At 32.9% G+C, this 22523-nt stretch carries 22 protein-coding genes, 1 tRNA gene and 1 other annotated feature; of the genes, 3 read left to right on the forward strand and 20 right to left on the reverse strand.

The features are described 5' to 3' along the window. Positions 1-148: 148 nt before the first annotated feature. From NSA47_RS04185 to NSA47_RS04210, 6 genes are read right to left on the reverse strand one after another with little or no spacing between them, the layout of a single operon-like run. On the reverse strand, positions 149-628 hold the full coding sequence (locus NSA47_RS04185) for a DivIVA domain-containing protein (RefSeq protein WP_257529642.1): 480 nt from the start codon (positions 626-628) through the stop codon (positions 149-151). Between the two features lie 29 nt (positions 629-657). Further along, positions 658-1416 (reverse strand): YlmH family RNA-binding protein, encoded by a 759-nt coding sequence (locus NSA47_RS04190; RefSeq protein WP_257529643.1) that lies wholly within the window; start codon positions 1414-1416, stop codon positions 658-660. Positions 1417-1455: 39 nt separating this feature from the next. Continuing rightward, positions 1456-1743 carry a YggT family protein gene (locus NSA47_RS04195; protein ID WP_257529644.1) on the reverse strand — a complete coding sequence of 96 codons (288 nt, stop codon included), beginning with the start codon at positions 1741-1743 and terminating at the stop codon, positions 1456-1458. Positions 1744-1758: 15 nt separating this feature from the next. Then, the gene (locus NSA47_RS04200) at positions 1759-2199 is read right to left on the reverse strand and encodes a cell division protein SepF (RefSeq protein ID WP_257529645.1); all 441 of its coding nucleotides are present in this window, start codon (positions 2197-2199) and stop codon (positions 1759-1761) included. 16 nt (positions 2200-2215) lie between these two features. After that, positions 2216-2917 carry a YggS family pyridoxal phosphate-dependent enzyme gene (locus NSA47_RS04205; protein ID WP_257529646.1) on the reverse strand — a complete coding sequence of 234 codons (702 nt, stop codon included), beginning with the start codon at positions 2915-2917 and terminating at the stop codon, positions 2216-2218. Positions 2918-2955: 38 nt separating this feature from the next. Next, positions 2956-4245: a biotin/lipoyl attachment domain-containing protein gene (locus NSA47_RS04210; RefSeq protein ID WP_257529647.1), complete on the reverse strand. Its 1290-nt coding sequence runs from the start codon at positions 4243-4245 to the stop codon at positions 2956-2958. Between the two features lie 272 nt (positions 4246-4517). On the opposite strand from NSA47_RS04210, the gene spoIVA reads away from it, so the two are divergent. The 3 genes from spoIVA to NSA47_RS04225 all read left to right on the forward strand — a co-directional run bounded on the left by spoIVA (position 4518) and on the right by NSA47_RS04225 (position 6609). Continuing rightward, positions 4518-5996: a stage IV sporulation protein A gene (gene spoIVA, locus NSA47_RS04215; protein WP_257529648.1), complete on the forward strand. Its 1479-nt coding sequence runs from the start codon at positions 4518-4520 to the stop codon at positions 5994-5996. A gap of 170 nt (positions 5997-6166) precedes the next feature. Next, positions 6167-6243, forward strand: a tRNA-Pro gene (locus NSA47_RS04220). Between the two features lie 204 nt (positions 6244-6447). Next, positions 6448-6609, forward strand: a complete 162-nt coding sequence (locus tag NSA47_RS04225; protein WP_257529649.1) for a hypothetical protein — start codon at positions 6448-6450, stop codon at positions 6607-6609. A gap of 141 nt (positions 6610-6750) precedes the next feature. On the opposite strand, the gene NSA47_RS04230 is transcribed toward NSA47_RS04225, so the two are convergent. The 14 genes from NSA47_RS04230 to NSA47_RS04295 form a co-directional block, all read right to left on the reverse strand. Beyond that, positions 6751-7773, reverse strand: a complete 1023-nt coding sequence (locus tag NSA47_RS04230) for an NAD(P)H-dependent glycerol-3-phosphate dehydrogenase (protein WP_257529698.1) — start codon at positions 7771-7773, stop codon at positions 6751-6753. A 47-nt stretch (positions 7774-7820) separates the two neighbouring features. Beyond that, entirely contained in the window at positions 7821-9137 is a 1317-nt protein-coding gene (gene der, locus NSA47_RS04235; RefSeq protein ID WP_257529650.1) for a ribosome biogenesis GTPase Der, read from the reverse strand. Between the two features lie 18 nt (positions 9138-9155). Next, complete coding sequence (locus NSA47_RS04240) at positions 9156-10460, reverse strand: DUF512 domain-containing protein (RefSeq protein ID WP_257529651.1); 1305 nt, start codon at positions 10458-10460, stop codon at positions 9156-9158. 69 nt (positions 10461-10529) lie between these two features. Then, positions 10530-11024, reverse strand: a complete 495-nt coding sequence (locus NSA47_RS04245; RefSeq protein WP_257529652.1) for a DUF3189 family protein — start codon at positions 11022-11024, stop codon at positions 10530-10532. 24 nt (positions 11025-11048) lie between these two features. Further along, positions 11049-11300, reverse strand: a complete 252-nt coding sequence (locus tag NSA47_RS04250) for a hypothetical protein (protein WP_257529653.1) — start codon at positions 11298-11300, stop codon at positions 11049-11051. 271 nt (positions 11301-11571) lie between these two features. After that, a complete protein-coding gene (gene spoIIP, locus NSA47_RS04255; RefSeq protein ID WP_257529654.1) occupies positions 11572-12690 on the reverse strand; it encodes a stage II sporulation protein P in 1119 nt (372 codons plus the stop codon). Further along, complete coding sequence (locus NSA47_RS04260) at positions 12680-13408, reverse strand: DUF1614 domain-containing protein (RefSeq protein ID WP_257529655.1); 729 nt, start codon at positions 13406-13408, stop codon at positions 12680-12682. Before NSA47_RS04260 ends, spoIIP begins: the two co-directional genes overlap by 11 nt. Before the next feature lie 231 nt (positions 13409-13639). Then, on the reverse strand, positions 13640-14068 hold the full coding sequence (locus NSA47_RS04265; RefSeq protein ID WP_257529656.1) for a SoxR reducing system RseC family protein: 429 nt from the start codon (positions 14066-14068) through the stop codon (positions 13640-13642). A gap of 147 nt (positions 14069-14215) precedes the next feature. Further along, positions 14216-16015 carry an aspartate--tRNA ligase gene (aspS, locus tag NSA47_RS04270; RefSeq protein ID WP_257529657.1) on the reverse strand — a complete coding sequence of 600 codons (1800 nt, stop codon included), beginning with the start codon at positions 16013-16015 and terminating at the stop codon, positions 14216-14218. Between the two features lie 13 nt (positions 16016-16028). Further along, entirely contained in the window at positions 16029-17291 is a 1263-nt protein-coding gene (gene hisS, locus NSA47_RS04275) for a histidine--tRNA ligase (RefSeq protein ID WP_257529658.1), read from the reverse strand. A gap of 70 nt (positions 17292-17361) precedes the next feature. Beyond that, positions 17362-17572 (reverse strand) — a binding site (T-box leader). A 69-nt stretch (positions 17573-17641) separates the two neighbouring features. Continuing rightward, entirely contained in the window at positions 17642-19141 is a 1500-nt protein-coding gene (gene hemZ / locus NSA47_RS04280; RefSeq protein WP_257529659.1) for a coproporphyrinogen dehydrogenase HemZ, read from the reverse strand. A gap of 94 nt (positions 19142-19235) precedes the next feature. After that, positions 19236-19856, reverse strand: a complete 621-nt coding sequence (locus NSA47_RS04285; RefSeq protein ID WP_257529660.1) for an MBL fold metallo-hydrolase — start codon at positions 19854-19856, stop codon at positions 19236-19238. A gap of 21 nt (positions 19857-19877) precedes the next feature. After that, positions 19878-20327 (reverse strand): D-aminoacyl-tRNA deacylase, encoded by a 450-nt coding sequence (gene dtd / locus NSA47_RS04290; RefSeq protein WP_257529661.1) that lies wholly within the window; start codon positions 20325-20327, stop codon positions 19878-19880. 15 nt (positions 20328-20342) lie between these two features. Further along, the gene (locus NSA47_RS04295; RefSeq protein ID WP_257529662.1) at positions 20343-22502 is read right to left on the reverse strand and encodes a RelA/SpoT family protein; all 2160 of its coding nucleotides are present in this window, start codon (positions 22500-22502) and stop codon (positions 20343-20345) included. Positions 22503-22523 lie beyond the last annotated feature (21 nt).

Genomic DNA, 22523 nt, shown 5'->3' on the forward strand with positions numbered 1-22523 from the left:
TGATAGTACTTGTATATATTTATATTATCTCTCTATATTTCTTTTTTAATAAAAATAAGTGGGGAATTAATATTAATATTAATTCCCCACTTATTTTTATTCATCCCTTATTTACATTAAATTTACTAGATTAAATATATAGAAAAACTTAATTATTAAATTCTATCTCTTCTTCTACATATTCCTTTCTATTATCAATGTCATCTATTTCATTTAATATTTCTTTTTGTGTTTCTAATAAAGTGCTTACTTTGGTTTTAAATATTTTAACATCTTTTACCAATTCTTCTTTTTTCTTTATAATATTTATAATTTCTTTATTGGCTTCTTCAAGAATACTTTTTCCCTGGTTTTCTGCTTCTTGGATAATATTTTCTGCTTGCTTTCTTGCATTTTTTTCGATATCCTCTGATGCCTTTTGTGCCATTAATAATGTATTTTGTAATGTATTTTCCAAATTCGTATAGTGTTCCATTTTTTCATTTTGCAAATTGATCTTATCCTTTAATTCGGCATTTTCTCTGTACAGCTTTTCATAATCAACAACGATTTTATCTAAAAATTCGTCAACCTCATCTTGATCATAGCCTCGTACTTTACGCTTAAATTCCTTATTATGTATCTCCATGGGTGTTATCATTATATTTTCATTCCTTCCTATATAAATTTATGTATAAGTACTTTTTTATTCCCTTTTTTTGTTTCTCCTAATACTCGGTTAACGAGCACCCTGCCTTTCCCCCTAACCGATACAAGGTCACCTTCCTTTAGTAAAGCACTTGGTTTTTCTATATCTGTCCAATTCACTTTGACTTTTTTTGAGATAATTAGAGCAGAGGAATCCTTTCTTGAAAGACCATAAATACTACTAATCATACCATCTAATCTTAAAGATGCAGAGGTAATATATATTTCTTTAAAAGGTGGACTATAGGGCATTACTTGATCCCAGCCTATCTCTTTTACATGAACGGGGATATTTGAAATTTTTTCTAGATTATATACAATAAAATCCTTTAATTCCTCGGCTATGAAAACTTGGATAAATTCCGGGAATACATTGATATCACCAATTCTATTTCTCTCAATGCCCAAGTGAACTAAACTACCCAATATATCAGGATGTCTTAAATCTTTTTGATTATCCTTAGGGATTATGTGAAATGCCGTGATAGGCCATTCCCAAATAGTTAAATCTTCTCCTCTAGAATAAACACATAGGATTTTACGTTCAGCATGCTCATATCCTCCAAAAAATTCCCATTGAATCCCCTTAATATTTGTTAGTATTTCTTTACAGAATTGTTGTTCTCCAGGATCTAAAAAATATAAAAATTTATGTCTATGGCTAAGGGTGGCTATCTTTATACAGTCTTCCACCTTAGCTTTTAAAAGAATATCTTTTTCCTTTTTCATCTTCGCTCCTAAATGCCTATAATTGACTCCCCTATAAAGCTAAAATATTAAAAAAACTATTCTCTGATAAAGGGGTTGTATTAAAAATTGAATCACAAGTAAAGCAAACAGGGGTGAAAAGTCTATCATCCCGCCCCCAATGTTTAATCGATGAGACAAATTCCTAAAAGGGGCCAAAATAGGCTCTGTAAGATTATAAATAAGCCTAACAATATTGTTATTTGGATTTGGTCTAACCCAACTAAAAATCACATGGATAAGAATTAAAATATTGATGAATTCAAATAAATAATTTCCTGCTCTTAAAAGTGTATATTGTAATGACATTATATTTCTCCTCCATTATTTATTTGGCCAATTAAACAAACTTTTATTTTTAATCTCTTCACCTATTTCACTTAATATATCCACATTGTTGGGCGCCAATATAAATACCCCATTAGCTATCTTTTGGATTTTTCCATCCAATGCATAAACCGCACCATTTAAGAAATCAAAAACCTTTCGTGCTTCTTCATGATCAGCTTTTTCTAAATTCACCACTATGGTTTTTCTATTTTTAAGATTATCGCAAATTTGGGGCGCATCATTAAATGAAAGGGGTTCTACTAAAACCACTTTTACATTACTATTGGTTTGTATGTTCACTATTTTTCCCTTATTGCTAATAGGAATATATGGTTCAATTTCTTCATCATCTTCCATATCTTCAAATTCTAATTCTTCCTCATCCTCGCCCAATCCAATAAAATCCATCACTTTACCCATAAATTTCTTTTTCATATTTATCCCTCCATACTTAAAAGTTTCGTTTTCCAAAAATTCCACTGCCAATACGTACCATATTGGCTCCTTCTTCAATTGCAATCAGATAATCGTTGGTCATACCCATTGATAAATATTCCATATTGATATTATTCTTTTCATTTTTCTTTATTCTATCATATATTTCCCTCAATTCCCTAAAAATAGGACGAGTTTTTTCAATATTTTCCTCAAAGGGGGCAATAGTCATTAAACCTTTAATAAGAATATTGTCATAATTTGACAAAATCTCTATACATTCCTCTATATCAGTAGTTTTAAATCCAAACTTACTTTCCTCTTGAGCGATATTTATTTGAATAAGTATTGGCATTTGTCTATTTATTTTAGCTGCTTGGTTATTTATTTCTTGAGCTAATCGGATACTGTCTACCGAGTGAATCAATTGTACTTTGTCGATAATATATTTTACTTTATTTCTTTGTAAGTGGCCTATTAAATGCCAATTAATTTCATCACCAAATTGATCATACTTTTCTTGTAATTCTTGTACCCTATTTTCACCAAAATGATTCAGACCTTTTTGTGATACCCATTTCATTTTTTGTACATCAACAGTTTTTGTAACTGCAATAAGGTGAATATCTTCTAATCCTCTACCACTTTTTTCAGCAGCATTTTTTATATTGTCTAATATTTCCTCTATATTTTGGTCTATCTGTTGATCATCTCTCATTTTTTGTCATCCTTTCATTTCCGTGATTAAAAGTGAATTTATGGATTGATTAAGATTGAGTCTCCTAGTTTAATATCTGCATTTTCCTTAGGATCTAATACAACTAAATCCTCCAATTCTTTTTTTATGGCTATTTTAGTAAATTGCTTTTCTCTATTTTTATTTAATTTAAGAACTCCCTTTTCCTTATTTTTTGTAATAACAGCACTTTTAGGCAGTAGATAACCCTTATATTCTGCATCATATAAATAAACATTGATATTTCTTTGTCCAACCAAATGGTGATTATTGGTATCTAGTTTTATGGTAGCCACTTTCTCATCCTTTACATCATCTTTATTTATATCCAATAGATACCCCCAAATCTCCTTATCTTTGTATTTTATTTTTATTCTAGGAAACTGATGAAGAATATCTTTCCTCTTTTCAACAAAAGAATATAAACTGCTATCACCACTTGTTTTCCACGAAGAATCAAGGTCTTGCCTCAAAGAAAATAGTTTTTCTTCCTTTTCCTCAAAGATGTTGAGAGGTACTTTAGCTATAAGATACATTTTTGTATCGTCTATAAATTTAATTACTTGTTCATTATTATTGTATTGGTTTTTGTCTTTAGTATTTTTATCGGCATATTCTAAAATATCTATAAAATATTTTTCATTGATATCACCTATTAAATCCTTATGTAATATGCTTTCAAATCCATCCCGCTGAAAAAAAACATATCCTGGATAGCTAATACCTAGCTTTTCCGAAGTAATATTTCCCTCTGCAATAGCATCATCTTTTTCCAATTGGTCCTTTAACTCAATTAATCTTTTCTTATCTGTAAAGGTATATCTAAATGCCCCCAGAATAATTTGTTTTTTATTATTTAGTTGTTCCTTTTTTGCCATTAATTCTTTTCTTTTATTTTTTTTAGTGGAATGGTCTATTTTTTTTTGTAAGGCTTTTAATTCTTTATTTATTTTTTCTAAATCTCTATTTAAAATATTTTCATCTTTATGTTGTTCATTCTCTATCTTCCAATTAATAATATCCAATTCTAAGGCCTCTTGGGTATTAACATTCCCTTCCCCTGAATGACCGATAACCGTATTAAGAGATATTTTAGCCCCCTCATCCACATCGAATTGAATGCTATTTGCACCTTTAAAACTTATGATATTTTCATTTTGTAAAATAAAAGCTGCAGTATCAATTCCCTGCTCATAGGTAGTAATATTAACCTCCATAGTCTTTAGTTTTATTTTTTTAACAAACGCAGTAGTAACTATCAATAGCACTATACATAGCAAAAGCAATAGGGTTTTTTTGTTCTTATTCATCCTTATCTCACTCCTAATATAACCTACTATATTAAAATTCTCCATAAATATTTTTATTCCTGCAATTTGTTCTATATTTGCTATGAAAATAATGAATAATGAGAGAAATAGCCTGGTTAGCACACATGTAATTTAAAAAACAAAGAATAATCCTGTTTAAGAATCATATATATATTATGACAAGTATAGACATCCTTGTATTTTTAGCATAATTGAATGATAAGAGAATAAACATTAATTAAATTAAGATATTTATTAAGGAGGGAATATAGGTGGGGGCATATAATATATACCAAGATATTGCAGAGAGGACCCAAGGTGATATTTACTTAGGCATTGTAGGTCCTGTTCGTACTGGTAAATCCACATTTATTAAAAGATTTATGGAATTACTTGTTTTGCCTAATATTGAAAACAACTATATTAAAGAAAGAACACAGGATGAACTTCCTCAAAGTGGATCGGGAAAAACCATTATGACAACAGAACCAAAATTTGTACCTAATGAAGCTGTAGAAATTGTTTTAAAGGATAATGCCTCATTCAAAGTAAGACTAATTGACTGTGTGGGTTATTTAGTAAAAGGAGCTTTAGGCCATGAAGAAAATGAATTTCCAAGAATGGTGTCTACCCCTTGGTTAAAGGAAGAGGTACCCTTTGAACAGGCTGCAGAACTAGGTACAAAAAAGGTGATTAATGAACATTCTACCATAGGGATTGTTATTACTACAGACGGTAGTATTACAGATATTTCAAGACAGAGCTATATAGAAGCAGAAGAAAGGGTGATCAGTGAGTTAAAGGATATCAACAAGCCCTTTGTTATTCTATTAAATTCTACTAATCCAGAACATCCAGATACTATAAATTTAAAGGATAAACTTTATGAAAAATATGATGTTCCAGTTATAGCTATTGATTGTTTAAACATGAGTTTGGAAGATGTAAACTTCATATTGGAAAAAACATTATTTGAATTCCCTGTAAAGGAATTAACCTTTTCTCTTCCTAAATGGACTGAAAGTCTGGAGACTGGGCATTGGTTACAAAATGAAATTATTGAAAATGTAAAATTGTCTGTAGAAAAAATTCAAAAATTAAGAGATGTGGAAAGTATAGGAAGTAATTTTAAAGAAAGTGCAAGTATTTCATCTATTGGTATAGAAGACATAAATTTAGGTGAAGGTCTAACAAACCTACAAATGAAATTGAAGGAAAATTTATTCTATGAAATTCTAGGTGAGGAATCAGGATATAATATCAATGGAGAACATCAGCTTTTAGCATTAATAAAGGAATTAGCCTATGCAAAAAAAGAATATGATAAGGTTGCAGATGCTTTAGAGGATGTCCGTACTTTAGGTTATGGAGTAGTAACACCTACAGTAGAGGAAATGACCTTAGAAGAGCCAGAAATGGTTAAACAAGGAAATCGCTTTGGAATGAAACTAAGGGCAAGTGCACCAAGTTTGCACCTTATACGAGCTGATGTAGAGGCTGAAGTAGCACCAATTATAGGAACTGAAAAACAAAGTGAGGATTTGGTAAATTATCTATTAGACCAATTTGAAAATGATCCAGGCAAGTTATGGGAGACAAATATGTTTGGAAAATCCTTACATGAACTTGTGCAGGAAGGATTACAAGGTAAACTAGCAAAAATGTCCCAAGAATCCCAGATGAAGCTACAACAAACTTTGACCAGAATTATAAATGAAGGTAATGGTGGATTAATTTGTATAATCCTTTAAGAAACTAAATTGATTAATATCGAAAAGTAGAGGAAATGGTGTTAATATTAAAATATTGGCATATAATTAGATAAAATCAATTGTTATACTCTAAAATCTCTTAATAAAATGAAAAAAACATATTGCATATTATTTGTATATTTTGTATACTATACAAGTAATATATAAGTCTGGGTGTAGCGCAGCTTGGTAGCGCGCGTGAATGGGGTTCACGAGGCCGGAGGTTCAAATCCTCTCACTCAGACCATTTCAATCTTAGAAAACATCGAAGTCCCAAGGGTTTGGGACTTTTTTTATTTGTTTTAGCAATTTTGTTAAAATGCACACAAAATCGTAGATTTTCATCTTGGTCTTTTTTATTTAGAAATAATCCTATTTCTATTGAAGGACTTTTGTGAATGGTGTCAAATATATAACATAATATCATTTAAAATTAGTTAGGAGGTAGCTTATGGAATACGAGTATTTAAAAGAACTTAATAATATAATAAATACTTTCCTAAATCTAGCTGAAACCTTACTAAGAGATGGAGTTATAGATACAAAAACTTATATGGATATTACAAATAAAAAGAAAGAGTTTTTGCGGGATATTAAGAATATCAGAAAATAGTTTAGAGCCATATTGGCTCTTTTTTTAAAAATAATAAAAAAACAACTATCATCCCCTTGGGATCAAGACCAGCTTTTCTATTCCACAAAAAATAGCCTGGTTATTTCCAAGCTATTCTACATTCATTCTATTTAATATTCATTACCAAGATGTGTTATGAGCTACTTCTTCCACCTCATGGGTTTTATTTCTTAACATTAGTTTCATTACTGAATCCTTCACATTACCATTGTTATAGAGTACATCATGAATTTCAGAAGTAATAGGCATTTCAATCCCCAACTTTTGGGATAAATTATATGCTGCACGGGTGGTTTTCACTCCCTCTACTACCATTCCAATGTTATTTAATACTTCCTCAAGACTATTCCCCTGACCTAGCTGTATTCCTGCTCTTCTATTGCGGCTATGCATACTCGTGCAAGTAACAATTAGATCTCCTATCCCTGATAACCCGGCAAAAGTTGACATATTGGCTCCCATAGCTATACCCAACCTACTGATTTCAACAATTCCTCTAGTCATCAAAGCTGATTTTGTATTATCTCCATAACCTAAACCATCTGAAATACCAGCTCCTAAAGCGATGACATTTTTTAAAGCTCCTCCCAATTCTACTCCTATCACATCGGGGTTGGTATATACTCTAAAGGTAGTGGACATAAAAAGTTCTTGTATGTATTCTGTTTTTTTACGATTTACTCCTGCCACCACCACCGTTGTTGGAATATCCCTGGCCACCTCCTCCGCATGACTGGGACCCGACAGCGTAATTAAATCATTATTAGGGATTTCCTGTGCTATTACTTCAGACATTCTAAGAAGGGTATCCTTTTCAATACCTTTGGCAACATTAACTAAAATATGTGTTTCTGTAAGAAAAGGAGATATTTTTTTGCAAATTTCTCGTATTCCATGGGAGGCCACTGCAAGTACGATAATATTAGAATGTTCTATACAATATTGTAATTGCTCACAAACAGCAATATTCTCAGGAAACTTTATGCCTGGTAAATATCTGCTATTCTCCCTTTTGTCATGCATTTCATGAACAAGTTGTTCGTCTCTATGCCATAGATAAATATTATGACCATTTTTAGCTAAAAGAATACCGAGAGCTGTCCCCCAGCTGCCCGCACCAATTATACTTATTGTTTCCTTCATCATTTAAGCTCTCCTACTTTCTAGATAGATATTTTCTTAATGTCCACCTATTCATTACGTTGTCTAACAATAAATCGTATAGGTGTTCCCTCAAATCCAAAAGCACTCCTGATTTGATTTTCAATATAACGTTCATAAGAAAAATGCATTAAATCAGGATCATTTACAAAAAGAATAAAGGTAGGTGGCTTTACACTTGCCTGTGTACAGTATAAAATATTTAATCTTCTACCCTTATTGGATGGAGGTTGATTCATTAAAACAGCTTCTCCTATCGTCTCATTTAACATCCCCGTAGCGATTCTCATAGAATGTTGATTGGATACATAGTTTACCAATTCCATAATTTTATTTACTCTTTGTCCTGTTTTCGCTGAAATAAAGAGAATAGGAGCATAGGCCATAAAGGATAATTTATTCCTAATGTCCTTACGATATGCATCCATTGATTTTGTATCTTTTTCAATGATGTCCCATTTATTTACAATAATAATAGAAGCCCTTCCCTCCTCATGGGCATAGCCAGCTATTTTCGTATCCTGTTCCGTAACCCCCTCTTCAGCATCAATAAGAATCAAGCATACATCAGAGCGCTCTATGCCAGTGAAGGAACGGATTACACTATATTTTTCAACATTTTCAACAATCTTACTTTTTCGCCTTACCCCCGCTGTATCGATTAAGATATAATCCTCTCCATTGTAAGAAAAAGGAGTATCTATAGCATCTCGAGTAGTACCGGGAATATTACTAACAATCACCCGATTTTCCCCTAGTAATTTGTTAATAAGGGTTGATTTCCCTGCATTTGGTTTCCCAATTACGGCGATTTTCATTTTATCTTCTTCCTCAATCCCCTTTTTATCCTTAGGAAAAAGTGCAACAATCTCATCTAATAGATCTCCAAGCCCCAATGCTTGTTGGGCAGATATTGTAATGGGCTCTCCCAGTCCTAAATTATAGAATTCAAAGGCATTATTTTCAAGGGATTTTCCCTCAATTTTATTGACCACAACTAATGTGGGTCGATTTGCCTTTCTTAACATATTTGCAACCTCATAATCAGCTGCTGTAATCCCTTCTCTACCATCAACCATGAATACAATAACATCTGCTGTTTCAATAGCAATCTCTGCTTGAGCTCTCATTTGATGCAAAATGATATCCTTTGTAAAGGGTTCTATCCCTCCTGTATCAATCAAGGTAAAAGTGTTCCCAATCCATTCAGCCTCGGCATATATTCGATCCCTAGTTACTCCAGGGGTATCTTCTACAATGGAAATTCTCTTGCCTGCAATTTTATTAAAAAAAGTAGATTTACCTACATTAGGTCTTCCTACAATTGCAACGATGGGTTTTGACATATTGCAACCTCCTAAAATTTATTCAAAAACCTTTTTGATTAACTCCTCACCATTTACTTCTATAGGATAAACTGGTACTTTTAGTTCCTGTGCCACTCTATCAAGAGTATAATCATCTAAAAATATATTTTCCTCTGCTTTCAGCATAGATTGAGGCATTAATACAAATTCTCCTAATTGCTTGTCCTTTAACTGTTCAACAATATCTTGTCCGGTTATTAATCCACTTACTGTTATTTTTTCTCCAAAGAATTGATTTTCTATAGGGAATACATTAATTTGTATTTGATTCCATTTTTGGGATATCTTTTGGATTAACTCCTTCATATAGGGAAAAATTAATTGCCCAGTGACAATGGAGAATCTTTTTTCTAAAGGCTGATCATTTCTTTCATTTATGGAATGATTAAACTGTTGAGCAAAAAGAGTTACCATGCCCACGCCATTTTCCAATTGACCAAATCCCTCATAATAATTAAAGTCAGGAAAATCAATTCCAGCCTTTATAAAAAACTCATCTCCTGGAAAAACAAATCGAGTATCATAGGTTTTTAGCATTTTCTCCTGAAAATCTGAAATTTGATTTATAACATAAATTGCTTCTTCTTTGGTAAATTCCCTCAAAGGATAAAGATACTGTCTGTGTTTTGAAATGCCCACAGGTACAATGGTAATAGATTTTATCCATGGATGGTATTGGGATAGATCCTTTAGAGTTCGTTCCAACTCTGCCCCATCATTTATTTCTGGGCATAAAACAATTTGTGTATTCATCGTCAATTGGGCATCTGCAAATTTTGATATAATCTCCATAATTCTATCTGCTCTTTTATTGTTTAGCATTCTTTTTCTTAAATCAGGGTTGGAGGTATGTACTGAAATATTGATAGGATGAATTCTATACTTTATTATTCTTTCAATTTCCTCATCTGTTATATTGGTTAGGGTAACATAGTTTCCCTGTAAAAATGATAATCTGGTATCATCATCTTTAAAGTAAAGAGTTTTCCTTAAACCAGTTGGCAGTTGATCAATGAAACAAAAAATACATTTATTATGACATCCTCTAGCTTTATCTATGATAGCACTTTCAAAAATTAATCCTAAGTCTTCATCATAATCTTTTTCTATTTCTATATCCCAGTATTCTCCATTGTCTTTTTTAATTTCTAACAACAATTCTTCATCTGTTATAAGATATTTATATTCAATAATATCGTGCGCTGGATAACCGTTTATGCTGATTAATATATCTCCTGGCTCTATACCGGCTTCCTCTGCAATACTATTGGTTTTTACTTCTTTTATTAAAATATTATCCATATTACGCCTCCATAAATACACAATCTTCAATTCCACATTATGCTATAATATCATTCCTAATAATTAGCGTCAAGAAAGGTTACGAGGAACTTCTTTAGAATCTTTTAAAATATTATGGGATATTACCCTATTAACTAACTTAACAAATTCAAAATATCTTCTTTGCAACCCCTGAATAATTATTGTTCTTCCCAAAAATGTTATTCCTAATCCCCTAGATAAAAAACCTCCTATTCTTACTCCCACATCTACTATGGGAAGGGCATAGATAAAAATTGCCTGCTCACATAAAAATTCCTCTCTATGTTTTTCAAGAAATAATATGGAAGATAGAGCCTTTTCTTTCAGAGGACCCAGACCCATACAATATACCTCATTATACCAGATATCCATCCCCATATATAATGGGGTTCCAATCTCATCATTGGTTGTAATATCAAAATTAGGAATGGAAAAAAACTCTTCTTTTCGGGGTATTCTGTAAGTAGGCAACATTCCAACATGAATTGCCGCTGAAAGCACTGAAGAATGGGCCCCTCCATAACAATAATAGATGATTTTCATGTATTCATTCTCTCCCTTGGATTTTTATTTTTTATAGGGGATAAAATCGATATCTCTATTTTCTAATATATCCAGTGTGATATTTCTTACTATTTTAAGAAGTAATTGATTATCTTTTTTATGAATAGTATATATTTCCTCTTCCCCTTTATCCTTTTTAAAATAGGATATGAATCCATTAGGATCTAAATTCCCTCCTAAAAGCTCTCCATGTTTTTTCACCTTATTCTGTTTTTCTCTCTTGATCTTATTAGGATAATAATATATTATTCTCATAGTTTTCTCCTAACATTATAGAATTAGTCTTTTCATCAGAAAATTAGTCAAACTCTTCTTATGGGGCAATCATAGTGCTTCTGCAACAAAAAGAAGTTTTCTATTAAAAGATAAAGGAATAGTTGCAGCATCAAGTGACAGAGCAACTATTCCTTAAATAACTGGATAATATTATATTGTACATGTTTTTCTACTAATATTAAAATAATTTGAATAGATACCTTTGTCAATGTTCATATGATTGTATTGACAGTTGATATTATCATTATTTTTATTTTTTCTTTCTCCCTATGAAACTTGAGAAAGTGTCTCCGAATTTAGAACGTAATTCCTTACCTCCACTACTTATAAATAGAAAACCAATTCCCAAAACTGCAGCAACTGCTAGTACAATAAAGATTCCTTTGCCTGAACCGGTGTTATCAGTAGCAGCAGGATTATCATTTCTTACGGTCTTCCTTGGTTGCTCTTGCGTAGGTGCCGTGGTTTCTTCTCCACCAAATACTGCTACTTTAATGACATCAGCAAAAGCATTGGCTGTATTTTCAGCAGCTTCTCTAGTATTCTTATGGGCACCCATTTCTAATAATATTGTATTAGGCGCCATATCTTGATTATAATTTCCCTTCCCCATAAATATATCCTTAATCATGCCTGGATACATTTCATCTGCAACAGCCTTTAATTTATAGGCTAGATTTTTATTTTTCTCAATATTTTGATTTCTTTGTCCTAAAACCATCCTTACCTTTGTAGCATCTTTATCCTTTAACTTAAAAGCGTATTGCTCAGGGGGAATGGCATCACGATGTACATCAAAGATTGCCGATGGTCCGTTTTTCAAAGTATCTTGGGCAGTAGGTCTTGATCTTCTATAGGCGCCAGCATCATGAGGTAAATGAAGATTTTGTCTATGGTCTACTTTTATTCCATTATTCTCCAATCCCTTTGTTAAGGCATCTCCAACTTTATATATTCCACCCTTTCCATCGATACTATACGTTCCATCAGAAGGTTCATAGGATTCATCACTATGGGTGTGGTATATTCCAATTTTTCTTTCTTGTCCTTGGGCCATTGAGACCAATGCTTGCTCTTCTATTGAGGAAATCTCTGGTAATTCCACGTCCTCTTTGTACTTCGCATAACCGATGTACTCTTTATCGTCAATCTCTGTAACTTCATATAATTTATTATCTTCGCTTAAATACTGGTCCCCAACTTCAACCTTGCGGGCAATCATAAATAGAGTTTCCTTTGAATCTTCAATATATATTGTAAAGTACCCCTCATCTTCATACCAGTCGTCGGCATAAACTGTAATAGAGCCTAATAAAATAGATATTAAAATTAATATTGAGGGAAGGATCACTTTTATTTTACTTTTCATCCTTATTACCTCCCTCATTAAAATCATTTTTGCTTTTATCATTGTCCTCTACTTTATTTTCTCCTAAAGTACTTGCAAACTCTCCATGATCAAAATGCATATGCTTCTTATCGGTTCCTCCACCCATTTTTTCCCTTGCTTCTCCAATGAATTCTGCAAGAAGAACGGCTATTATTCCTGATATAACCACTGAATCAACTACACCTGCTCCCCCAATATTTATTCTTCCTGGCACTCCATTAACAATATTGGCTATTACTTGAGCGATATCTGCCAGCACTATACCCATAATTCCGGCAATGAAGGCTGATCTTCTAGATCGCCCAATAATATAAGCGACTAGTCCACCAACTATACCATAGATTAAAAAGGGATCGCTAAAGATTGAGGAATATTCCTCTCCTGTAAAGTATCTACTTAAGAAAAAGACAATGGCAGCGGAAATAATGGAAGCTAAAACTGCTCTAAATTTCTCTTTTCCGGTACCTGCCTTAACAAATAAATATACCACTAAAACCATAGGAACTACTGCTCCACCTAGGTTAATCCCTATTTTACTTCCCAGAGGTATATTGGGAATAAATGTTCCTATAATCATGGCTATGAAAAAAAACACTGCTGTTTTATCATTTAAACGCATTCTGTCTAAAACAGTATGGGCAAATCCAAACAAAATAAGTATGGTCAAAATACTTAATAAAAGGACTCCTAAAGGCATAAAACATTCACCTCTCTTTTAGATTTTGTAATGTTATATTGCCCTATTTTTTTCAAAATATGCAAAAAATAAGAGAGTGAACAAGTCACTCTCTTATTTTTAAAATCTTAAAATCAATATATTTCAATGGGTGTAGACAATATTTTTGTTTGAATAAAAATCGTCTAAGGCCACTGTTTGGAAAAGTATGTTTTTCTATTTTACAATTAAAATCCAATAAATATTGGATTTTTAATTTTCTATAATCCTTAATATCGTTGGTCGGTATGCTTTATCTTTTACAAATCTTTTTTCATTGAATTTAACAACTAGATAGGACAGAATTGTAAATAAAATACCGCTTCCAAAAGCAATAAAATTAGCTGGGTGGTCATACCCCATAGAGATTGCAATTTGATATCCTAATACCGTGCCTACAATAAATGATATCAGCGGAAAGGCATAAATAATGAAAGAAGCTTTTAGAATATTTACTGTTTCTGTTTCAATTTCTACTCGATCTCCTATTTTAGCAGAAATTAAATTCTCCACTAGGGCTTCCATGGTCATTTTTTCCTGTCCAATTTGGCAGGCTCCACAATCTCCACAGGCTGCATGCCTTTGTATTTGAACCTTGGCCATTTCCTTTTGCACACTGACAACATATCCCGTTTCTCTCACTGTTTACCCCCCTTTCATCTGGCAGATTTTTACTTCTATTAGATAAAGGATTCTATACATGACATGACTTTTAATTTTTTATGCTTTGACTTTCTTTTTAAATAATAACACTAGTCTTAGGCCAATAGCAAGTGATCTTTGTATACATTATTCATCTTTATTTCTAGTTTTTTCAATACCTATACCTAATTCCTCCATCCTATCTTTTTCGGCTATAGTTGGAGCCTCTGTCATTAAACAGGAATGATTTTGTGTTTTAGGGAAGGCTATAACATCCCTAATGTTATCGGTATTGGTCAATAACATGATCAATCGATCTAAGCCAAAGGCAATTCCTCCATGGGGTGGGGTGCCATATTTAAAAGCCTCTAATAAAAAGCCAAATTGCTCCCAGGCCTGTTCCGTAGAGAATCCAAGGACACCAAACATTTTTTCTTGTAATTGGCTATCATGTATCCTTATACTCCCTCCCCCCAACTCCACACCATTTAGTACTAAATCATATGCTCTAGCCCGGACATTTTCGGGTGATGTTTCTAGCATAGGGATATCTTCCTCCATAGGTGAGGTAAAAGGATGATGTTTAGCTACAAATCTTTTCTCCTCCTCATCAAACTCCAATAAAGGGAACTCCGTTACCCACAAAAATTTATATTGATTGTCCCTATTTAATTGTAGCTTTTTAGCTAATTCTAACCGTAATTGTCCTAAGGCATCATAAACAATTTGAGGTTTATCCGCAACAATAAGAATTAAATCTCCCACTTCTGCATCCATTTGCTTAACTATGTTGTTTAATTCAATGTCTGAAAGGAATTTAGCAATAGGCGATTTTATTCCCTCTTCTGTAATATTTATCCATGCCAATCCTTTAGCCTTATAGGTTTTGACAAATTCTCCTAAGGCATCTATCTCTCTTCTACTAAACTTTTTGCCACCTTCCTTTGCATTTATTGCTCTAACATGACCACCATTTTTTACTGTAGTACTAAAAACCTTGAAATCACTTTGATTCACTATTTCTGTTAAGTCCTTGAGTTCAAGTGCAAATCGTAAATCTGGTTTGTCAGATCCAAATCTTTCCATGGCCTCCTGGTAGGTCATTCGCTCAATTGGGTTAGGAATTGTTATCCCTAAGATTTCTTCAAATACTTTAGAGATCAGTTCTTCATTTAATTTAATAATATCTTCTTCATTAACAAAGGACATCTCCATATCTATTTGAGTGAATTCAGGCTGCCTATCTGCCCTTAAATCTTCATCTCTAAAACATTTCACAATTTGAAAATATCTATCCATACCCGCTACCATTAAAATTTGTTTAAATAACTGTGGAGACTGAGGTAGCGCAAAAAACTTTCCTTTTTGTACTCTACTGGGAACCAAATAATCTCTAGCTCCTTCTGGAGTCGGTTTGGTTAATATAGGGGTTTCAATTTCTAGAAATCCATTGGCATCAAGGAAATCTCTAACGATTTTAGTCGCCCTATGTCTTATCATGAGTTTATTTAACATTTTAGGTTTTCTTAAATCTAAATATCTATATTTTAATCTAATATTTTCAGAAACCTTTGATTCATTCTCTATATATATGGGAGGAGTTTCTGCCTTGCTCAATATTTCTAGTTCATCCCCCATTATTTCAATATGCCCTGTTTTCAGTTTTTCATTGACCTGCTCCGGTTGTCTCCCTGTAACAGTCCCCTTAATATTTATAACATATTCATTTCTAATGGTGCTGGCTTTTTCAAAGGCCTGTTCATTAATTTCTTTACCGAAAACTAATTGCACCACTCCACTTCTATCTCTTAAATCAATAAATATTAAACCGCCTAAATCCCTTCTTTTTTGTACCCATCCACTGAGTACCACCTTTTTACCGATAAAATTTTCTCTAATTTCACCACATGTATGACTTCGTTTTGATGTTTCCATTTTCTTGTCCATGCTTTTCCTCCCCTTATCTAAGTAAGCCCTTTAATGTTTCATCAATTGTTAATAGGTTTATTTCTTGTTGTTCACCCAATCTCATATTTTTTAAAACAGCTTTATTATTTTCTATTTCTTCTTGGCCTAATATAACTACATAGTGTGCATTAATTTTATTCGCATACTTAAGTTGTGCTTTTAAGCTTCTTTCCATATAATCTTTCTCGGCTTTTATATCAGACTTTCGAAGATTATAGACAATTTCAAAGGCCTTCTTATCAGCCTCTTGGCCTAGGGTTGCAATAAATAGATCAAATCCCTTGGAACTTGGAATATCTATATTTTGATTTTCTAATGATAACAGTAATCTTTCAATTCCCATACCAAAGCCTATACCTGGAGTTTCTGGGCCACCTACTTCTTGGATTAAGCCATCATATCTTCCTCCACCACATACTGTTCCCTTAGCTCCAATTTCAGTAGAAATAATCTCAAAAGCTGTTTTTGTATAGTAATCTAATCCCCTAACAATTTTAGGATCTACTATAAAGTCTATATTTAATTCCTTTAGATAGTTTTGTAACAATTCAAAATGACTTTTACAATCTTCACAAAGGTAGTCTATCATCAGAGGAGCATCCTGTAATTCTTTTTGACAGTTTTCCACCTTACAATCCAATATTCTCATTGGGTTTGTTTCATATCTGTCATTACAAGTACTGCATAATGAAGGCAGTTTTATGGCCAGAAATTCCCTCAGCAATTTATTATATTTTTCTCTGCATTTTGGACAACCTACACTATTAATATGAAGTTCTAAATTCTTAATGCTTAGTTTTTCGTAGAGGGTCATTGCTATACTGATGACCTCAGCATCTACTGATGGATGTTGGCTTCCAAATACTTCAACCCCAAACTGATGGTGAATTCTTAATCGTCCAGCCTGAGGGCGTTCATATCTAAAAGCTGGTGTAATATAATACATTTTTGTAGGTTGGGCATCTGCATATAGCTTATTTTCTATAAAGGCTCTTACAACCGGTGATGTTCCTTCCGGCTTTAAAGTAATATTTCTATCCCCTTTATCTTTAAAGGAATACATTTCTTTTTGAACAATATCTGTACTATCCCCCACTCCTCTTTGGAATAATTCAGTATGTTCAAATTCGGGAGTACGAATTTCTTTATATCCAAAGATATCACACAAATCTTTGATTACTTTCTCAATATATTGCCATTTATAAACTTCCGCTGGTATAACATCCTTAGTTCCTCTTGGTGCCTTCGTTAACATTAACCATTCAACTCCTCATTACGATATATTTAAATGTGAAAAGTCTCGTCCCTGACATAGCTAATACAATGTCAGGGACGAGACTTTTCTCCCGCGGTGCCACCCTGTTTAGAATAAATTCCACTTATTCCTTTAACGCAGGAAACGGTTAAATTTACTATGATTTCAATTTAACGGCTCTAGAGAGTCCTTCCATAAATCTCCACCAAAAAATGCTTTCAGTCACGGCACTTTCTCCCTGCTGGCTTCCTTTTGTGTACTTTCTCCTTCATAGCCTTTTATATATAAGAATTTATTAAATATTGAACATTATTATAATCTTTCCCATGACTTCTGTCAACTTCAAATTCCTAAGTTTCATACAAATCATTTAACATAACTATTTTTTTGTTAACCAATTCATCTACTCTTTGGATATATTGTTCTACATTTTTTACATTGGGCACTCTTTCTAATCTATCTTCTTCAAGATAGATTACCTTGGTTACTGAGCCGGCTCCCAATCCTATAATTGTTTGTTTCTCCGCCATCATCTGAATATTATAAATCCCTTTGTTATCCGCCGTACAGTAGCCCACATTTTCTAAATTTCCCATCATATACTTTTGTCTATATAAATAATAGGGCTGATATCCATTTAAACGTGCAAATTCTTCAGTAGCTTCTAACATTTTATTGATCTCTTCTTCTTTGCTTAAATCTACATCCTGTAATTTGTCCTTTAATCTAGATCCTTTTTTGACAGCCATTGTGTGTATAGTTAAATTTTCTGGCCTTAAATCCTTTATTTTGGCTAATGTATTTTTTACCTCATTTACACTTTCATTGGGCAATCCAAGGATTAAATCCATATTCATACATTGGAAACCTGTTTCACAGGCTAAATTATAAGCTCTGAGTATATCCTCTGAGGAATGATTTCTACCGATGAGATGCAGTGTATCATCATTCATACTTTGAGGATTAATACTAATACGGTTGATACCATATTGATAAGCTATTTGAAGTTTCTCTCTATCTATAGTATCTGGTCTTCCTGCCTCTAAAGTATATTCTATAATTCCTTCTACATTTATGTTGCTTTTTATTGTAAATAGAAGATGTTTTAATTCTTCTGCATTTAAAACAGTGGGTGTACCCCCACCTATATAAATAGACTCCACATTAAGCTTATGATTATTTATATACTTCCCAATTTGAACAATTTCATGATGTAGAGCCTGTAAATATTTTTCTAATAAATCCCTCTTTTCACCAATAGTAGATGAAATAAATGAGCAATAGATACATCTGGAAGGACAAAAAGGAATGCCAATATATATACTGATTTTATTTTTATCTCCAGGATAAATAATATTTCTCTCATTAAGAGCTATTTTTAAAAGTAGATCTATTTTTTTATGATGAAGGAGGTATTCAGATTCTAGATATTCTATAATTTCTTTTTTCATTTTACCCATATTGAGCAATTGATGTACTATTTTTGTTGGTCTTATTCCAGTTAAAATGCCCCAAGGTAAGGAATTGTTAAAAGCCTTTTCCATAGCCTTGTAAATAGTGATTTTTAACTTTCTCTTCACTAATTTTATAACCTCATTATGCGTCAATGGGAGAGGAGAGGGCAATTGTATTTCATATTTTGAAATCAACTGTTGATTTTTTTTAATCACAGTATAAAAGATATACTCATCTTTTCTTATACTAAGTCCATTAGTGATAACCGTCTCATAGTCATAGGTGTCTTCTCTGCTTTCCCCTTGAAAGATAATGTTTTTCCTAGGAAAATACTGCATTAACATTTCTCTAATATCAAATTGATAGTCATGTCCTTCTAGAATTACTAAATTCATAAGATCACCTTAATCGATTCAAAATAATATCCTTTAGTGTATATGTCTACACCTATACTTCTTCATAAAGTATTGATTTTTACCAGCGAATATACTAATTAAAAAATGGGTTGGTAGCCTTTTCCTTCCCTATAGTAGTCCAAGCACCATGCCCTGGATAAACCACTACATTGTCCTCTAAGGTGAAAAGTTTTTCACTAATAGAACTTATGATATCTTGGGTACTTCCCTTGGGAAAATCTGTTCTGCCCACCGATCCTGCAAATAAAGTATCCCCGCTAAATAAAGAATCGTTAGCTAAAATACAAATTCCTCCTGGGGTATGGCCTGGCGTATGGATAATTTCTAATGAAATATTTCCTATATTTAAGACATCCTTGTCTTTTAACTCTATATCACAAGGTTGTGTAATAATATGCCTACCCATATTTTTAGATAAATTCAACTCTGGATCCATCAACATATCTTTATCCAAGGAGTGTATACAGATAGCTGCTTGGGTCTTTCTCTTGATCTCATTGACTCCCCCTATATGATCTAAATGTCCATGGGTAAGGATAATATATTTTATGTTTAATTGTAATTTTTTTATTTTAAATAATAATCCTAAAGCATCTCCACCGGGATCAATAATTGCCCCTTCCTTTGTCTCTTCGCAACCAATAATATAACAATTTGCAGCATAAATTCCTGATGGGACTGTTTCTATAATCATTTCTTCTCCTCCTTATTCAAGTTAGAATAATTTTTCACTATCTATTAGCATGGTTACAGGGCCATCATTTTGCAAATTTACCAACATATGCGTTTGAAATTTTCCTGTTTGAGTACGAATTCCCTGTCCTCTGGTTTTCTCTACAAATTTTTCATATAGCTTTTCTGCTCTTTCAGGTTTAGCAGCCATGGTAAAGCTTGGCCTTCTGCCTTTTTTGCAATCTCCATATAAAGTAAATTGTGATGCCACTAGAAGTTCTCCTCCAATATCCATTAAAGATAGATTCATCTTCTCCTCTCTATCTTCAAAAATGCGAAGGTTAATAATTTTATCTACTAAATAGTTTACATCTTCTTCTGTGTCATCATTCTTTACACCAAGAAGTACAAGCAATCCTTTTCCGATTCTTCCTACTTCCTGTTGATCTACTTCTATATGGGAAAAATTAACCCTTTGTACAACTGCTCTCATAAATACACTCCCTTTTTAAACTCTATAGGTAGAGATAACCCCTTTAATTTTTTTGAAACGTTTTAACAATTGATCCAGTTCTGTTGCACTTTTTACTTCTATAGTCATATTAATATAGGCAATATCGTTTTTTCCTGTTCTAGCATTCATGGCCGTAACCGATGTTTTTGTTTCTGCAAGAATATTTGAAAGATTTGAAAGCAAACCTTTTTGATCCTTGGCCTTAATCTGTATTTCTGATTGGTAGTTTACTTGATCATCTTTATCCCAGGAAACATCAACAAAACGCTGTGCACCTTCTAAACTTTTTATATTTGTACAGTCCGCTCTATGAATGGAAACCCCTCTGCCTCTGGTGATATACCCTAAAATCTCATCTCCAGGTACGGGATTACAGCATTTGGAAAAGCGTACCGCTATGTCTCCAAAGCCTTCCACTTTTATCCCTCTACCAAAGGTCTTCTGTTTTGCCCGATTGGACTTCCTAGGTTGTTCAATCTCTAATATGTTCTTATTTTTTGCCTTACCATGTATTTTGTTATATTCATCTTTTAAACGAATTAAAATTTGATTAGAAGTCAACCCGCCATAACCAACAGCTGCATATAAATCGTCAACAGAATGATAATTAAACTTTCTAAGAACTTTCTCTACCCATTCAGCTTTAAAAAGTTCTGAAAATTGGTATCCTTGCCTTTTTACATCTTTTTCTAAAATTTCTTTCCCTTTTTGGATATTTTCTTCTCTTTTTTCCTTTTTAAACCATTGTTTAATTTTATTTTTAGCTTGGGAACTTCTAACTATATTTAGCCAATCTCTACTTGGTCCATTGGAATTTACTGAAGTTAATACCTCAATAATATTTCCATTTTGCAGTTTATAATCCAAAGGAACTATTTTTCCATTCACTTTGGCACCTACACACTGGTTCCCAATGGCACTATGAATACTATAGGCAAAATCAATAGGGCAAGATCCTTGGGGTAGGCTTAACACATCCCCCTTAGGCGTAAATACAAAAACCTCGTCTGTAAATAAATCAATTTTTAGGGTTTCCATAAATTCTCTAGCATCTTTTAGTTCTTTTTGCCATTCCAAAAGTTGCCTTAACCATGTTAATTTGCGTTCAAAGTCATCTATGGAATCTTTCCCCTCTTTATATTTCCAATGGGCTGCAATACCAAATTCTGCAATTCTATGCATTTCCCAAGTCCGTATTTGAATTTCTACTGGATCTCCCTTAGGGCCGATAACCGTGGTATGAAGGGATTGATACATATTTGGTTTTGGCATAGCAATATAATCTTTGAAACGACCTGGTATTGGTTTCCATAGGGTATGGACTATACCCAATACTCCATAACAATCCTTAATACTATTTACAATAATTCTAACTGCAGTTAAGTCAAAAATTTCATCGAAATTTTTATTTTTATAGACCATTTTACTATATATACTATAAAAATGTTTTGGTCTACCTTGTATATCTGCTTCTATATTCATTTCTTCTACTTTTTCATTTAAAATATCAATAACATTTTGAATATATTCTTCTCTTTCTCTTCGTTTAACGGCTACTTTTTCAACCAATGAATAATATCCCTTAGGATCTAAATAGCGAAGGGAAGAATCCTCTAGTTCCCATTTAATAGCTGATATTCCTAGACGGTGGGCAATAGGTGCAAAAATTTCTATAGTCTCTTGTGCCTTAGCTTTTTGCTTTTCAGGAGGCATATGTTTCATTGTTCTCATATTGTGCAGTCGGTCAGCTAATTTTATCAGAATAACCCGGATATCCTTGGCCATGGCTATAATCATTTTCCTAAGATTTTCTGCCTGCTGTTCTTCCTTGGATACAAAATCTAGTTTACCTAATTTTGTTACTCCATCCACTAAAATTGCTACTTCTTCTCCAAATTCTTTTTGAATGTCTTCAAAATCATAGGGTGTATCTTCAATAACATCGTGAAGAATACCGGCAGTAATTGTTGCTACGTCCAACTGTAAATCAGCTAAAATGTAGGCAACAGCTATTGGATGATGAATATAATCTTCTCCAGATGCTCTTTTCTGTCCCTCATGAGCCTCTACGGCAAGCTGGTAAGCTTTAACGATCGGCGACAAATCCGCATCTTTATAATATTCTCTTATTTTATCCTTCAATTTCTCTATCATAGGCACCCTGCTCTCTAGTAC

The organism is Irregularibacter muris, from assembly GCF_024622505.1.
Classification (GTDB): domain Bacteria; phylum Bacillota; class Clostridia; order Eubacteriales; family Garciellaceae; genus Irregularibacter; species Irregularibacter muris.